Annotated in this window: 19 protein-coding genes; 17 read left to right on the top strand and 2 right to left on the bottom strand. The window is 38.4% G+C overall.

Features of this window, described 5'->3' with window-relative positions:
• From hisC to MMB68_RS02775, 15 genes are all read left to right on the top strand, one after another.
• Window positions 1-1,104 (top strand): histidinol-phosphate transaminase, encoded by a 1,104-nt coding sequence (gene hisC, locus MMB68_RS02845; protein ID WP_013059000.1) that lies wholly within the window; start codon window positions 1-3, stop codon window positions 1,102-1,104.
• Window positions 1,105-1,176: 72 nt separating this feature from the next.
• Window positions 1,177-2,277: a prephenate dehydrogenase gene (locus MMB68_RS02840; RefSeq protein WP_269870377.1), complete on the top strand. Its 1,101-nt coding sequence runs from the start codon at window positions 1,177-1,179 to the stop codon at window positions 2,275-2,277.
• A 21-nt stretch (window positions 2,278-2,298) separates the two neighbouring features.
• The gene (aroA, locus tag MMB68_RS02835; protein WP_221784496.1) at window positions 2,299-3,588 is read left to right on the top strand and encodes a 3-phosphoshikimate 1-carboxyvinyltransferase; all 1,290 of its coding nucleotides are present in this window, start codon (window positions 2,299-2,301) and stop codon (window positions 3,586-3,588) included.
• Between the two features lie 252 nt (window positions 3,589-3,840).
• Window positions 3,841-5,103, top strand: a complete 1,263-nt coding sequence (locus tag MMB68_RS02830) for a tetratricopeptide repeat protein (RefSeq protein WP_260506726.1) — start codon at window positions 3,841-3,843, stop codon at window positions 5,101-5,103.
• Window positions 5,104-5,200: 97 nt separating this feature from the next.
• Entirely contained in the window at window positions 5,201-5,746 is a 546-nt protein-coding gene (locus MMB68_RS02825) for a ReoY family proteolytic degradation factor (protein WP_013058996.1), read from the top strand.
• 117 nt (window positions 5,747-5,863) lie between these two features.
• Entirely contained in the window at window positions 5,864-6,322 is a 459-nt protein-coding gene (locus MMB68_RS02820; RefSeq protein WP_025750392.1) for a YpiF family protein, read from the top strand.
• Window positions 6,323-6,526: 204 nt separating this feature from the next.
• A complete protein-coding gene (locus MMB68_RS02815; RefSeq protein WP_013058993.1) occupies window positions 6,527-7,027 on the top strand; it encodes a QcrA and Rieske domain-containing protein in 501 nt (166 codons plus the stop codon).
• A 3-nt stretch (window positions 7,028-7,030) separates the two neighbouring features.
• Window positions 7,031-7,705, top strand: coding sequence for a menaquinol-cytochrome c reductase cytochrome b subunit (gene qcrB / locus MMB68_RS02810; RefSeq protein ID WP_013058992.1), 675 nt, complete (start codon window positions 7,031-7,033; stop codon window positions 7,703-7,705).
• Window positions 7,706-7,815: 110 nt separating this feature from the next.
• Window positions 7,816-8,583, top strand: coding sequence for a menaquinol-cytochrome c reductase cytochrome b/c subunit (locus tag MMB68_RS02805; protein WP_013058991.1), 768 nt, complete (start codon window positions 7,816-7,818; stop codon window positions 8,581-8,583).
• A 135-nt stretch (window positions 8,584-8,718) separates the two neighbouring features.
• Entirely contained in the window at window positions 8,719-9,306 is a 588-nt protein-coding gene (gene lhaT / locus MMB68_RS02800; protein ID WP_221812635.1) for a lipoprotein heptaprenylglyceryl N-acetyltransferase LhaT, read from the top strand.
• A gap of 82 nt (window positions 9,307-9,388) precedes the next feature.
• A complete protein-coding gene (gene ylbD, locus MMB68_RS02795) occupies window positions 9,389-9,799 on the top strand; it encodes a YlbD family protein (protein WP_098249251.1) in 411 nt (136 codons plus the stop codon).
• Window positions 9,800-9,804: 5 nt separating this feature from the next.
• The gene (locus MMB68_RS02790; protein WP_013058988.1) at window positions 9,805-10,041 is read left to right on the top strand and encodes a YlbE-like family protein; all 237 of its coding nucleotides are present in this window, start codon (window positions 9,805-9,807) and stop codon (window positions 10,039-10,041) included.
• A gap of 99 nt (window positions 10,042-10,140) precedes the next feature.
• On the top strand, window positions 10,141-10,527 hold the full coding sequence (locus MMB68_RS02785) for a carbohydrate-binding protein (RefSeq protein WP_057243130.1): 387 nt from the start codon (window positions 10,141-10,143) through the stop codon (window positions 10,525-10,527).
• A gap of 100 nt (window positions 10,528-10,627) precedes the next feature.
• Entirely contained in the window at window positions 10,628-11,074 is a 447-nt protein-coding gene (locus MMB68_RS02780; protein ID WP_028410752.1) for a YlbF/YmcA family competence regulator, read from the top strand.
• A 397-nt stretch (window positions 11,075-11,471) separates the two neighbouring features.
• Entirely contained in the window at window positions 11,472-11,747 is a 276-nt protein-coding gene (locus MMB68_RS02775) for a YlbG family protein (RefSeq protein ID WP_013058985.1), read from the top strand.
• A 74-nt stretch (window positions 11,748-11,821) separates the two neighbouring features.
• Here MMB68_RS02775 and MMB68_RS02770 read toward each other — a convergent pair whose 3' ends face one another.
• The gene (locus MMB68_RS02770) at window positions 11,822-12,208 is read right to left on the bottom strand and encodes a DUF7147 family protein (protein WP_221812634.1); all 387 of its coding nucleotides are present in this window, start codon (window positions 12,206-12,208) and stop codon (window positions 11,822-11,824) included.
• A gap of 612 nt (window positions 12,209-12,820) precedes the next feature.
• Here MMB68_RS02770 and rsmD point away from each other — a divergent pair.
• Window positions 12,821-13,390 (top strand): 16S rRNA (guanine(966)-N(2))-methyltransferase RsmD, encoded by a 570-nt coding sequence (gene rsmD / locus MMB68_RS02765; protein WP_013084870.1) that lies wholly within the window; start codon window positions 12,821-12,823, stop codon window positions 13,388-13,390.
• 35 nt (window positions 13,391-13,425) lie between these two features.
• Complete coding sequence (coaD, locus tag MMB68_RS02760) at window positions 13,426-13,920, top strand: pantetheine-phosphate adenylyltransferase (protein WP_013058982.1); 495 nt, start codon at window positions 13,426-13,428, stop codon at window positions 13,918-13,920.
• 58 nt (window positions 13,921-13,978) lie between these two features.
• On the opposite strand, the gene ylbJ is transcribed toward coaD, so the two are convergent.
• Window positions 13,979-15,187: a sporulation integral membrane protein YlbJ gene (ylbJ, locus tag MMB68_RS02755; RefSeq protein ID WP_221784492.1), complete on the bottom strand. Its 1,209-nt coding sequence runs from the start codon at window positions 15,185-15,187 to the stop codon at window positions 13,979-13,981.
• Between the last annotated feature and the right edge of the window lie 437 nt (window positions 15,188-15,624).

Raw genomic sequence — 15,624 nt, 5'->3', positions numbered from 1 at the left:
TTGAAGGTAAAAGAACAATTACTAACTTTATCTCCATATAAACCAGGTAAGCCAATTGAAGAAGTAAAGCGTGAATTTAATTTAGATCGCGTTGTAAAATTAGCGTCTAACGAAAATCCTTACGGCAGTTCTGCTTTAGTAAAAGAGGCGATTGCTGCAGAAATCGAAAATATGGCGCTTTATCCAGACGGCTATGCAGCTGAACTGCGTGCAGCAGTAGCAAAGCACGTAGGCGTAGAGCAAGATCAGCTGATTTTTGGAAATGGGTCTGATGAAGTCATTCAAATTATTTGCCGAGCTTTGCTATCGGCTGATACAAATACTGTCATGCCGACGCCATCATTTCCTCAATATAAGCACAATGCCGTAATTGAAGGTGCAGAAATTCGCGAAGTACCGCTGCGCGGCGGAGATCATGATTTAGATGCTATGCTTCGTGCAATTGATGAAAATACGACAATTGTGTGGGTATGCAGTCCTAATAACCCAACGGGAACGTATGTGAAGGGCGATGAGTTAATTTCTTTTATGAAACAAGTTCCTAAGCATACATTAATCGTTATGGATGAAGCCTATTTTGAGTATGCAGCAGATCAAGCCGACTATCCGAATACGGTAGAGTTTTTGAATGAATATGAAAACTTAATTGTACTTCGCACATTTTCAAAAGCATACGGCTTAGCTTCTTTGCGCATTGGTTACGGTATTGCAAACGAATCATTGCTACAAAAAATTGAGCCGGCTCGTGAACCTTTTAATACAAGCCGCATGGCTCAAAAAGCAGCAATCGTTGCTCTTGAAGACCAAGCGTTCATTGAAGAGTGTAAAAAGAAAAATGAAGAAGGCTTGCAGCAATATTATGCTTTCTGTGATAAGAACGGCTTAAACTATTATCCTTCTTTCACTAACTTTGTTCTAATTGATTTTGGCCGTCAAGGCGATGAAGTGTTTCAATTTTTATTGCAGCGCGGATTTATTGTTCGTTCAGGGAACGCATTAGGCTTCCCAACTTCCGTTCGTATTACAGTGGGAACAAAAGAACAAAATGAACAAATCATTGAATTGCTTCAGCAGTTTGTTAACCAAGCAGCAGCGAAAGCTTAATACCCAATATAGTAAAAGATGAGAGTGTGATTTCACACTCTCATCTTCATATGTACAATGAGGTGAAGGAAAGTGAAAGAAAATGTTTTTGTTATAGGTCTGGGGTTAATTGGAGGATCGCTGGCACTTAATATAAAAAAGACGCACCATCATCTTGATGTAATAGGTTTTGACATTAATCGAGAGCAGCTGGAGCTAGCCAAAACCCTAGGTGTAATTGACCAAGCGGCTTCTTCTTTGCAACAAGGCGCGGAGCAAGCGGATTATATTGTTATTGCCATTCCGGTCACTCAAGCAGCGGAAGTGCTAAAACAGTTAGAACATTTTACGCTCAAACAGTCTGTCATCGTAACAGACGTAGGAAGTACAAAAGAAGAGGTAGTGAAGACAGCCGAGGTTCTTATTTCTAAAGGCATTGAGTTTATCGGCGGTCATCCAATGGCGGGGTCTCATAAAAGCGGAGTAGCTGCTTCTAAAGCTCATTTATTTGAAAATGCAATGTATGTATTAACACCTTCATCTTCTACTTCTTCGGAGGCTTTAAACAGCTTAAAGGAATTGCTAAGTGGTACAAAAGCTAAAATTATTGTGATGTCACCAAAAGAACATGATAAATTAGCGGGTGTCATCAGCCATTTTCCTCATATTATTGCTGCAAGCCTTGTTCATCAAGCAGAATATTACCAACAAGACAACCAGCTAGTTTCGCAGCTTGCAGCTGGAGGGTTTCGTGATATTACACGTATTGCTTCAAGCAGTCCAGCGATGTGGAGAGATATTTTGCTTCATAACCAGGATGCGCTTCTTTCAATGTTTGACCACTGGCTTGAAGAAATGAACGACGTGCGAAATATGATCGAACGAAAAGACGCGAACGATATCTATACATATTTTTCACAAGCAAAACAGTTTAGAGATCAGCTTCCTGTACGAACCAAAGGAGCGATTCCATCCTTTTATGATCTCTATGTGGATGTTCCTGACTATCCGGGGATTATTTCAGAAGTAACGGGTTATTTAGCAGAAGATGAAATCAGTATTACAAACATTCGAATTTTAGAAACACGAGAAGACATATACGGAGTATTACGTTTGAGCTTTCAAACAGAGGAAGATAGAAAGCGGGCAAGAGCGTGTCTCCATCAGCATCAATATCAGACGTTTATTTCTTAATGTACGAAAGGTGTGAATGAAATGAGTGGAAAACAATTAAAAACGAATCTTTCATCTCTCCAAGGAGAAATTTCTATTCCTGGAGATAAATCGATTTCTCACAGAGCTGTGATGTTTGGAGCGATGGCAGAAGGTAAAACAACGATTAATCATTTTTTAGCAGGGGAAGATTGCTTAAGTACGATTTCGTGTTTTGAAAAGATGGGCGTATCGATTAAAAGAGAAGGCGAGTATGTCGAAGTGGAAGGTAAAGGTATCGAAGGGTTAAGTGAACCCACTTCCATCCTAGATGTAGGAAATTCAGGAACGACTACTCGTTTAATGCTTGGGATTCTTGCAGGTGTGCCGTTTCATACGTCTCTAATTGGAGATGAGTCGATTGCCAAGCGTCCTATGAGCCGCGTTACGGTGCCCCTGCGCTCTATGGGTGCAAAGATTGATGGGCGTGAGCACGGCCAATATACGCCTTTATCCACTCGGGGAGGAGCTTTAAAAGCAATTCATTACCATTCTCCTGTAGCAAGTGCACAAGTAAAATCAGCGATTTTACTAGCGGGACTTCATGCGGAAGGCACAACAAAAGTAACCGAGCCTTTTACATCACGTGACCATACAGAGCGTATGCTTCGCGCTTTTGGAGTAGACGTAGAGGTAGATGGAACGACTGTAAGCATTAAAGGAGGACAATCTCTGCGCGGAACGGATGTATACGTACCTGGTGACATTTCTTCAGCCGCGTTCTTTCTTGTTGCAGGAGCCATTGTTCCAAACAGCCGAATCGTTTTGAGAAACGTCGGACTCAATCCTACAAGAACAGGTATTATTGATGTGCTTCAGCAAATGGGTGCACGCCTTACAATTTCTAATGAACGTATTCAAAATGGAGAGCCTATTGGCGATTTGACAATTGAAACGTCTCAGTTGAAAGGGATTGAAATTGGGGAGGATTTAATTCCTCGTTTAATTGATGAAATTCCAGTGATCGCTCTTTTGGCGACTCAGGCGAATGGGAAAACAGTTATTAAAGATGCCGAAGAATTAAAAGTAAAAGAAACGAACCGTATCGATACGGTTGCAACGGAGTTAAGCAAGCTCGGTGCCTCTGTTACTCCAACAGCTGATGGCCTCATTATTGAAGGCAAGACGGCCCTGCAAAGCGGTGAAGTAGACAGCTATGGAGATCATCGAATTGGAATGATGCTTGCGGTCGCAGCAACCATTGCAACGGGAGAGGTAACGCTAATGAGAAGTGAAGCTATTCACGTCTCGTATCCTACTTTCTTTGAAGATCTTGATAAACTAAGCGAATAAGAAAAAGACTGGAACAAACGCATTGTGGTTGAAGAAAAATCCGAACGATGAATTGATATTCTTGATAGAGAATCAAACTCGTTCGGATTTTTATTCGAAAAATGTAAGCGTATTCAAATTGATTTGTTGAACAAACGCTCAAACTATTTTATCATGGTGTATAGAAGCATGTGTTCTTGCTTCGGTTTGGAAAAATAGAAAATTAATTCGTTTTATTTGTATATAAAAAGTGAATGTAATAATAAAGGAGAATTGTGTGTGAAAGAATTAGACCGCGCGATAGGTTACGTAGAATCCAATGAAATTGAAAAAGGTCTTGCCCTTATTCATGAATTGAAAGATAAAGCTACAGACGAAGAAAAATTTTTAATGGCTGAACAGCTTCAGGAGTGGGGACTAGTGAATGATGCGCTGCCTTTAATAGATGACCTCATCGCTAAATACCCAGAAGAAGGCGAGCTGTATTTATTAAAAGCTGAAATGCTTATTGATTTAGAAGAAGAAGAAGAAGCAATTCATATTTTAAATCAAATTAGCAGCGAAGATGATAACTACGTACCAGCTCTGCTTCTTGTAGCTGATTTATATCAAATGCAAGGCCTTAGTGAAGTAAGTGAGCAAAAGTTAATGGAAGCGAAAAAAATGCTTCCAAATGAACCCGTTATCGATTTTGGGCTCGGTGAATTTTACAGCAGTCAAGGAATTTATCAAAAGGCGATTCCTTTTTATCAAACGCTGCTAAAAACAGAAAAAGAATTTAACGGCACGGATCTTCGTCAGCGATTAGCTGAAAGTTTAGCAGGCATCGGCCAGTTCGAAGAAGCGCTTCCTTACTTTGATCAAGCGCTAAAAGATAAGCTTGAGATTAACACACTATTTGAATATGCGATTTCAGCGTATCAAGCAGGTCATTATCAGACCGCTATTGAAAAGTTCACAGAACTAAAAGAGTTAGACCGTGAGTACCATTCTCTTTATTTATATTTAGCAAAATCATATGAACATGAAGAGATGCTAGAAGAGGCTGCGGTGGCTGTCAACGAAGGTATTGCGCAGGATGAATTTCAAAAAGAACTTTACTTTTTTAAAGGTAAAATAGCATTAAAGAGCGGTCTAGAAGAAGAGGCTGAATCGGCATTTCAACAAGCGATTGCACTAGATCCAGGATATATTGAAGCCATTTTAACTCTCTCTAAACTTTATATGAGTCAAGAGAGATATGAAGATGTAGTAGAGAATATCGAGCACGCCAAAGAATATAATGAGCATGACCCTCATTTTGAATGGGATTTAGCAAAAGCTCATCAGGAATTAGAAAATTATGAAGAAGCGCTAAAATACTACGAATCTGCATACACTGTTTTTAAAGAAGAGTATGCGTTTTTAGAAGAGTATGGTTACTTCTTATTAGAAGAAGGACAGCGTTCGAAAGCGAAGGGGATTTTCCAAGCTTTATTAGCAATGGATCCAACAGTAGATGAAATTCAAGACATATTATTTCAATTAGAAGAATAAATAATAGTTCAGAGGATTTTATTGCTGCCGTGTGGAATAAATAACTGTAAAAGGTGTTTTAACTGAGAGTTTAAACACAGAGGAGGGAAGTGAGAATATGACGACCCCTGTTACTGTCAACGAGAAAAAAGAATTTGTTCGCTGGTTTTTAACGAATTATCAGCTGAAGCGCAGAGAATGTGTATGGATTTTAAATTATTTGATGAGCCATGATCAATTGATGAAACGAGTTCACTTCGTTGAGCAAGCACAGTTTTGTCCTCGCGGGATGGTGATGTCTACGCACTGTGTGGAAGACCCTCCATTTCGTTTTTATAAAGAAAATATCATGACAACCGATGCAGAAAAATCATTTCATGATATTCGTTTGAATCGAGAAGAAGACATTTATATTCAATTAAACTTCCGATCGTTGTATTCATCGCCTCAATATGTGGCTGTACTGGAAGACAATCCGTATATGCCAAAAGCTAATCAAACAAATGAAAAAGACAGAGTATTAGCTGAGCAAATATTGGAAGAATCTATTCAGAAGTTTCAACGATCAAAAATCATGGAACTAATTGATAAAGCGTTAGATGAAAACGATAAAGAGGAATTTCAGCGCTTAAGCGAATATTTAAATAACCATTATGTACAGTAGATAAATGAGGGATTGGCTAGCTTCTTAGAAAAAGGTCAATCTCTTTTTTTATCTTCTTATTCATTTTGAAAAATAAATAAGACAAGCTTTAGCGAGCTTGCTGAGAGGAGAAGGAAGTTGAAGCTTCAGGCCAAGGAAATGGATGTGTATCTACAATCCAAAAGTTATGTTGATACCGTATTAGTTCCACTCATTCCAATTGATTTCGGAGAAGATTTAAAGCTTACTGCATCTATGAGTGAATATACGACTGCTCTTACTGAAGAGTTAGAGAGACAATTTAAAGGAAGAGTGATTTTAACACCTAGTTTTACATACTTAAAAAAAGATGGAGTAGCTGCTGTTTATGAAACATTACTTCGTTGGAATGAGCATATAAATGACAATGAAGTCAAACATCTTTTTGTGCTTACTAGCGACCGAGACTGGCTGCAGTTTGAAAAAGAAATAGGGGCGTACTGCATTTGGATACCTGCTTTACCGCTTGAGCATATAGATGAGTCGCATAAGTATACGCTCATACATGAACAAGTTCAACAGCTCTTACCGATTTTTGTAGAGAAATGGAGTGTTTAAAAAGACTGTAGAATAAGCAATGGAAGCGCAAACAAAATAATGACAAAAAATTTAGAAAAATAAAGATTATTTCCATGTTTTAGGTTTTTATTGTATTGACCTTCCAGAAATATTAATATATCATGATTATGTCCTAGTTTAATAGAATGGTCCATCATGTGTCCAAAATTCTCTGGACTGAACTTTTTTAAAGGGGGGAAAAGCATGGGTGATCGGGTATCAAGACGACAGTTTTTAAACTATACGCTCACTGGTGTAGGAGGATTTATGGCTGCTGGAATGTTAATGCCAATGGTGCGCTTTGCAGTAGACCCAATTTTGGAAAAAGAAGCGGGTCAGGATTTAGTAGCTGTAGCGCAGGTTAAAGACATTACAAAAGAGCCGAAACGTGTCGATTTTAAAATCAAGCAAGTGGATGCGTGGCATAAATCAGAAGAACCAAGATCGGCTTGGGTGTACAAAACTGATAAAGGTGAAATCGTCGCGCTGTCACCAATTTGTAAGCATTTAGGCTGTACGGTTAACTGGGCTGGTGACAAAAACTATCCACATCGTTTCTACTGCCCTTGTCATGGGGGAATGTATGAAAAAAGCGGTAAAAATGTACCGGGGACACCACCGATGGGACCGTTAGATGTATACGTTCAAAAGGTAAAAGGCGGTACGTTATATCTAGGAAAAGCCAAACCACAAGGAGGGGCATAGAAAATGTTGAATAAAATCTATGACTGGGTGGATGAACGGCTGGATATTACTCCTTTATGGCGAGATGTGGCCGATCATGAAGTGCCAGAGCACGTAAATCCTGCACATCACTTTTCAGCATTTGTGTATTGTTTTGGTGGATTAACGTTTTTTGTTACCGTTATTCAAATTTTATCAGGTATGTTTTTAACCATGTATTATGTACCAGATATAAAAAATGCATGGGAATCCGTTTATTATTTGCAAAATGAAGTCGCTTTCGGACAAATTGTTCGAGGTATGCATCACTGGGGAGCAAGTTTGGTTATCGTCATGATGTTTTTACATACACTTCGTGTTTTCTTCCAAGGAGCATACAAAAAACCCCGCGAGTTAAACTGGATTGTGGGTGTGTTAATTTTCTTTGTTATGTTAGGTTTAGGTTTTACAGGTTATTTGTTGCCGTGGGATATGAAAGCGCTCTTTGCAACGAAAGTAGGTTTGCAAATTGCTGAATCCACACCAATTATAGGCCAGCAAGTGAAGACATTACTCTCAGGACATCCAGACATCGTTGGTGCTCAAACACTAACTCGCTTTTTCGCCATTCACGTATTCTTTTTACCCGGAGCCCTACTTGGCTTAATGGGTGCCCACTTCTTAATGATTCGTAAACAAGGAATTTCAGGACCACTATAAAATTTTATACGCTTTATTCAAGTATTCAATCACACTAGTCATCATATGCATCAAGCACATACTCCGTTGTTAGTACTTTCACTAGAACAGTGAGAAAAAGGAGGGAGAACATGCATCGTGGTAAAGGGATGAAGTTTGTTGGAGATTCACGTGTTCCTGCAGAACGAAAACCCAATATTCCAAAAGATTACTCTGAATTTCCAGGGAAAACAGAAGCATTCTGGCCAAACTTTTTACTAAAAGAATGGATGGTAGGGGCAGTTTTTTTAATCGGTTATCTATGTTTAACCATCGCTCATCCATCTCCTCTTGAACGTATTGCCGATCCAACTGATACGGGGTACTTGCCTCTTCCTGACTGGTATTTTTTGTTCCTATATCAATTGCTTAAATATTCATTTGCTTCTGGTCCATATAATATTATAGGTGCATTTATTATTCCAGGGATTGCATTTGGCGCATTAATGCTTGCTCCGTTCATTGATCGAGGACCAGAAAGAAGACCCGCTAAGAGGCCGTTTGCAACAGGATTCATGCTTTTGGCTATAGCAGCAGTCTTTTTCCTAACGTGGCAGTCAGCGACGCAGGTGGATTGGAAAGCGCGTGAAGAGCAAGGGAAAATTAGAGAAGAAGTAGCGATTGACAAGAATTCAGAAGGCTACAAAATTATGCAAGAACAAACGTGCTTGACCTGTCATGGTGATAACTTACAGGGAGGCCCTGCGGCTCCGGCTTTAACAGGAATTGATTTATCTCCTGAAGAAATCGCCAATATCGCAAAAAATGGTAAAGGCAATATGCCAAAAGGTGTTTTCAAAGGTTCAGATAAAGAATTGAAAACGCTCTCGGAATTTGTCGGCAACTTAGGGAAAGAATAGTGAAAATCAGCCAAAGGGCTGGTTTTTTTTTGAATTTATTTAATGCTGTGTTTTACATCAATGAGATAGGTGCTTGCTATTGTTCAAAAACTGTACATAATAAAGAAGAGATTAAATGTAAAGGAGACTTTCTAAATGGCTTGGTTATGGTATACCTTAAAAGATAAGCGTTTTTTAACGCTTTTGCTGATTGTGAATATACTAGGAACAATCTACGGATATATTTGGTATGGAAGTCAATTAGCGGAAACGCCTAAGAAGTTTTTATTATTTGTGCCTGATAGTCCAACGGCAAGCTTGTTTTTTGTTATTGTACTTATCGGTTTTTTACTTGGAAAGCATTTTTCACTGTTTGAAGCTTTAGCAATGATCACGCTGTTTAAATACGGGATTTGGGCCGTCGTAATGAATGTATTGGTCTATGTGTTAACAGGATACATTGATTGGATGATGCTTATGTTAATGGCTTCTCATGCAGCAATGGCTTTTCAAGGGCTTTTATACGTACCGTTTTACCGGATTAAATTATGGCATATAGCTGTTGCCGCTGTATGGGCTGTACATAATGATATCATTGATTACGTTTTTTCTATGATGCCAAGATACAGCATGCTCAATGCGTATATGTCTGAAATTGGTTATTTTACATTTTGGCTAAGCATTTTATCTATTTTCATTACATACTGGTTCACAGTTCGTGCTTCTTCAAAAAAACAGCTATAAAAAATTTTTGAAATAGGCGCACGAAACGAGCTCTCTTTTTCTAAGATATAGTAGGCTATATTTAAGTATGAGGTGAGTGACTGTGAAGGAAACCAAACGAGAGCTTCATCCGTCCGTTGTGGAATTTAAACAATTTGTAAAATCACATCCCAAATTAGTAGAACAGGTTCGAAAGCAGCAAAAAACGTGGAAAGAGCTTTATGAAGATTGGTATTTATTCGGTGCAGAAGATCCAATGTGGGAGGCATATCGTTCAGAAGAAAGTGCAAAGACTGAACCAGCTGCTGCAACAGAGGAGAAAAAAGATATTATGGGTACAATTGTATCCTCGCTGAAAAACATGGACTTGAATCAAATGCAAAATCATATCACAAATGTAAATTCAGCTATTTCGAATATTCAACAAGTACTGCAGCAATTTCAGCCATCTAAGCCATCCGGTGGAGGAGCAGCTTCCGGGCCAGGGAATCCATTTGGCTTTAGGAAAGATTAAACGCAATGAGAAAAGATATATACGAGTATATGCAGTCTCGCCCTAAGCTCAACGACTTCGTTCGTGAACAGCCAATGTGGTACCGGCGTTTATCTAGAAATCCTGAAGAACTGGAGAAATTTGAATTAGAATCCAAGCACTACTACAAACAAACGATTCCTCATAAAGTCGAAAAGTTTTCGAATTCGATTCAAATGGCAAACATGATGTTTCATATGTTTCAGTCCATGAAAAATCAATGATCTCTGCATACATAGCGATGCAGAGATTTTTGCACGTCATGAGTAAAAACAAAGAGTTTGTAAACACTATGGAGAAACGAATGATAAAGGAATGGTATTATGCGCTTACTATTAACGACGGCCTTATGTGTAGTTTCTCTGCTAGGATGCAACCATGATAAACCAAAACCTGAAACTGAAATTTCCTCTCAACCGCGGGCAGCTGAAACGTTTGGTGCAATGAATACAAAACCTTCACTGATGGTACACCAGCATGTGAAAGGACAAAACGTATACGTCGAATGTATTCTAAGCGGGTTTTCATTTTCAACAGAGAGTGGATTCCTTCAAATCAAAGTAGATGGAAAACCATTTAAAGAAATGAAGCAAGCAGCCTTTGTTTTAAGTGATCTTCCAAAAGGATCTCATACTGTTACGATTGAACTGATGAAATCTAAAGAAGAAAGTTATCAAGTGAGGAATACCTTTACGGTTGAAATTATATAGTTAAAAAGTAGAACTTGTAGTAAATCAGTGTAAGCTGTTTTAGCAAGTTCTTTTTCTTTAGATCCAAAACGTGATAAGATAAAAACGGAGGTGCACAGCCATGCTGACAACAATGAGAACTGTTGAATTACTCGATGAGTCTGATCACGTAGCGAACATGGTGTTACAATCAGACGTAGCCGAGAACTATCGTCAATGTTTATATAGATTAAATAAAGATTCACATGCACAGGCATTAATTGCTGAATTTGTGAAAATAAAGGAACAGTATGAGGATGTTCAACGATTTGGAAAATATCATCCTGATTATAAAACCATTACGAGACAAGTACGTGATGTAAAGCGTCAAGTTGATTTACACGCGACAATCGCTGCGTTCAAAAAAGCAGAAAATGAATTACAAAAGCTGCTTGATGAAATTAGCGTTATCCTTGGTCAAGCTGTTTCAGAGCACGTTAAAGTACCGACGGGAAATCCGTTTTTTGATACGGGAAGCAGCTGCGGCGGTGGCTGCGGATCTGGTGGAAGCTGTGGGTGCAGCGCATAAGCCGTTTACTGTATAAACCGAACGCAATCAGCACAGGAATTTCCACAGCAGGCCATTTTACGCTGTGGAACGTAAAACCTGTGCTGATAGACATAAGTAAGATGCTGACTTCTGACAAAAGTCGAGCGCCACGTAGCATTTGTATTGGATGTAGCAAAAATAGATGAAGCTTCTAGAAGCTCATCTATTTTTCTACGCTTAATTGATGTGTTTATATACAAAAAGGGTATATTTGTGATTTTTTTGAAAATGACTTGTTCAATAGTTCTGTGCTCGTTAAAATGATTAAGAAAGAGCATCCAGATATCATCTAAATTCATACATAAAGCACCTACTTCATATAAAAGAATTTATGATAAAGAAAACCAATATAACGTATGCAAAAGGGGAACTAAATATGTTTGTTGAACGTCAAGGAATTGTGGCGTATGTGCATTCTGTTAAGCAAGCAAAAGCATTGCGAAAGTACGGAAATGTACATTACGTATCTAAAGAATTAAAGTATGTTGTCTTATATTGCAACCAAGATGGCATTGAAAAAACAATCCATAAACTTCAGTCTCTACCTTTTGTGAAGAAAGTAGATCCTTCTTATCGGCCGTTTTTAAAAACAGAATTCGAAAATTCAAAGCCGGATAAGGCGAAGGAATATGACTATAAGATAGGAATTTAAACAAAAAAGGAATGTGATGTACATTCCTTTTTTTATTTTACTTGCCTTTAGCAAACGAATAGGCAAGGATGAGATTATTGCATTGGCGGAATAAAGCGGTTCATTCGCAAAATGCCAATAAGGTGCTGATAGTATAGTGCTGTTTCTGGAAATGTAGTAGATGGTTTGACATCGAGTGCCACAATTTCTTTTCCCGCTTCCTCAGCAGCTTGTTTAAATAACTCAACGCGCTTGCTGTCGTTTTGTTTTAAAACAATTCCTTCTCTGCAAACGTAAAGCGGTTGGAAATTCCCTTCAGCTGTTGGGTGCAAGACAGCGACAAAAGAAGCTACTTGTCGATCTTCTTTTACTGTTCGCAGCATAATAAGATGAGCAAGACGATGTTTGTTGGTTTTAACAATCTCTAACAGCTCATAAATATCTGAATACCCTTCTCCGAGCTCAATAAAACGCTGAATCATATGTATTTCCCCCTTTATGTATTAAAAAAGCAAACTCACGTAGTTTAATGTATCATTGAATATTTTAAGAGTAAATAAAAAAATCCCTACAACTACTCATTGTAGGGCCCTTCAATAAAGGGGTGTAATCACCTCTGCGATTACAAGCACCTTGATGAAGGCAAAGGGAGAGGAGAAACCGGAGGAAGAACTTATGGGGAAACGTAAGTCTTCTCCGCGGTTGGCAACAACATCGGTTAGATGATGTTGTTACTAGTCAGTATGTCCGTTTTAAACGTTCATATACCTGTCTTGTGAAATTCACTTTTTAATACATAAAAGATTGATAACATGACAGAGAAAAAGGGTAAATTTACGTTTATTATGACATATTAAAGTAAAGGAAACCTTCTATGAACGAAATGCCGAATGATCTTCATAGGTGTATCTTCTAGAAAAGAATCAGTGTATCTAAGGACACAGTCGTAAAAGTCCATCATAAAAGCAAGCTGCTCGGTTATTGCACAGAATGCATACAGCATTGAATAAATTGAGGATTTTTGCTAGTCTTTGTAATTCAAAATATGTTAGGATAATGAAGAATAAGGAAGTAAAAGTAAGGTAGTGATAAGGATGAGAGTAGTAGCAGGTTTATATAAAGGCCATGCGTTAAAGGCGGTTCCAGGATACTCAACCCGCCCTACAACAGATAAGGTGAAAGAAGCTATTTTTAATATGATTGGACCGTTTTTTGAAGGTGGAACAGCTCTTGATTTGTTCGGTGGAAGCGGTGGCTTGGGAATTGAAGCTCTAAGTCGAGGAATAGATAAAGTCATTTTTGTGGATCGGGATGGCAAAGCGATTCAGACGATTAAAGCAAACTTAGCATCCTGCCGGTTAGAAGACCGCGCTGAAGTGTATCGAAATGATGCAGAACGTGCACTGAAAGCGATAAAGAAAAGGGAGCTGACTGTCGATTTACTTTTGCTTGATCCACCGTATAAAGCACAAAAGTTGAAAGCGCTTATCGAAACGGTAAGTGAAGAAAATCTTCTAGCAAAAACAGGAATTATTGTAGCGGAGCATTCTCATGATGTACATTTAGATAATGAGATTGGTTTATTTGAAAAAATAAAAAGCGAAACGTACGGTATCATTGGTGTTTCTATTTATACATACAAAAAAGAAGAATCAGTTGAATAAATCAATGAGCTGTTAGATGTAGAAAGGGGATACGTATGGGCAGTATAGCTGTTTGTCCAGGAAGCTTTGATCCAGTTACAAATGGACATTTTGATATTATTAAACGAGGCGCAAATGTATTTGATACGATTTATGTGGTTGTTTTAAATAACTCCTCAAAAAGTCCTCTATTTACAGGGGAAGAGCGAGTAGCTTTGCTGAAAGAAGTAACAAAATCACTTCCTAATGTGGTAGTAGAGTCGTACAGCGGATTATTAATGGAGTATGCAAAAGAAAAGCAGGCAAAGACCATTTTAAGAGGTTTGCGTGCAGTATCGGATTTTGAGTACGAAATGCAAATCACATCTGTAAATCGCGTATTAGATAAAGAAATCGAAACGTTATTTATGATGACAAATAATCAATACTCGTTTTTAAGTTCTAGTATTGTAAAAGAGGTAGCTAAATACGGCGGGAATATTTCTGAATTAGTTCCTCCCCCTGTTAGAGAAGCGCTTGCAGAAAAATTTGAACAGCTGTCTCAAAAATAAGATAAAAAAGAACGTGACGTTTTCTTTGCCGATAAGAAAACGTCACGTTCTTTTTTTACTAGGAACGATGAAGAAATGTTCTTTTTGAATAAAGATAAATATAGCAGCACAGCGTAAAAATCGTTAAGAGCGGTCCGTACACGTTTAGCCACTGCGATAGAATCGTAACGGACTCCAAGTGAGAAAAAACCGGCAGTGCTCCTTCAGATGCTTGAAAAGTAGTAATGGATTCTCGAAGAGGACCCCATAGAAAGATAGTGAATACTACCGCAAAACAGCCGTGAAAAATCCGTGCAATAAAAAACGGGAAAAATCGAATATCTGTTTCGGCGAGTATACTAGCTACTTGTGCTTGAACGGAGAAACCGCTGAAGCCTAATACAAAGCTAACGATGATAATTTGATGAAACAGCAGCGTGTCTGGTGCTTCACTTGCTAGACGGCTTCCTAGCGTGATTTCAAAAATCCCTGAAATAAAGGGAAGGCTCAGTTCAGTTCCTATATGACACAGGGAAAACAAATAAGCTAGACCGCTGCTTAAAACGGCCGTGATATGAGTAACATATAAAAGTTTGTTTAATACAGAAAATAAAATGATAAAACCGCCAATCATTAAGAGAGATTGAACAGCAGAAGTAACTGCATCTCCTAGAAGCTTCCCGATAGGACGCTTATCTTTTAAACGCGTTTTATGCATTTCATGAAAAGCTAACGATAAAGAAGGTTTTTGAGTTACTTGTCCTTTCGGTTTTGCTGATCCATAAAAACGCATCACCAGTCCTACACAAATATTCCCTATGTAATGAGAGAGAGCCAATATGATACCGACAGCTGGATTGTGAAAAAAGCCAACTGCCACAGCTCCAAAAATAAAAATAGGGTTAGATGAGTTAGTAAATGATACGAGTCTTTCAGCTTCGATAGCTGTTAGCTGCTTTTCTTGACGCAGCCGGGAAGTGATTTTTGCACCTGAAGGAAAACCAGAAGCCATGCCCATTGCTAAAGCAAAACCCCCTACTCCAGGTACTCGGAATAAAGGCCTCATAAACGGCTCTAATAAGATCCCAATGAACTTCACTACGCCAAACCCAATAAGCATTTCTGAAACAATAAAAAAGGGCAGCAGAGAAGGAAAGACGACCTTCCACCATGTGTTGAGACCTCTTACTGAACCTTCTAGCGCTTCTTTTGGATATACAATAAGCGCAATAGCGAGAAGCGTTACGCTCGTCCCGAGCAGAAGTGTTTTCACCATCGATTTATTCAACGAACGATTCATCTCCTTTTCTAAGCTCACGTCATTTTGATATGAATGAAATGAGGAGTTTTAGGCAAATGTACAAGTTCTTCTATATATCAATATACGAAGCTAGGCATCGACTTTATGCCTATGAGTAAGGAGAAAATAAATTCATGATGAATAAAAAGGCGTCTTGTCACATTTGGAAATACAATTCATATACATAAATCAATGCACTTTTAGGATGGTCAAGAAGTAAAAAAACGTAGACGCAGCTAGCGAAGAGTAAGAATTTCTTAAAACAACCTTCAGTATAGTATAATGCTTAATAACCACGGTGTATTGAGCAAAACATATCTTTAGCTTCATACTAAATGAACAAATAGAAAATGAAGAATAGTCCTACCGAAGACAGGGCAACAATGATAGAGAAGCTCATCAAATGTTTTTACATTTTTAGAAGT

The organism is Priestia sp. Y58 (assembly GCF_029522095.1).
GTDB lineage: Bacteria > Bacillota > Bacilli > Bacillales > Bacillaceae_H > Priestia > Priestia megaterium_E.
The sequence above is the reverse complement of the archived record's forward strand: the minus strand, read 5'-3'. Positions and strand labels throughout refer to the sequence as shown.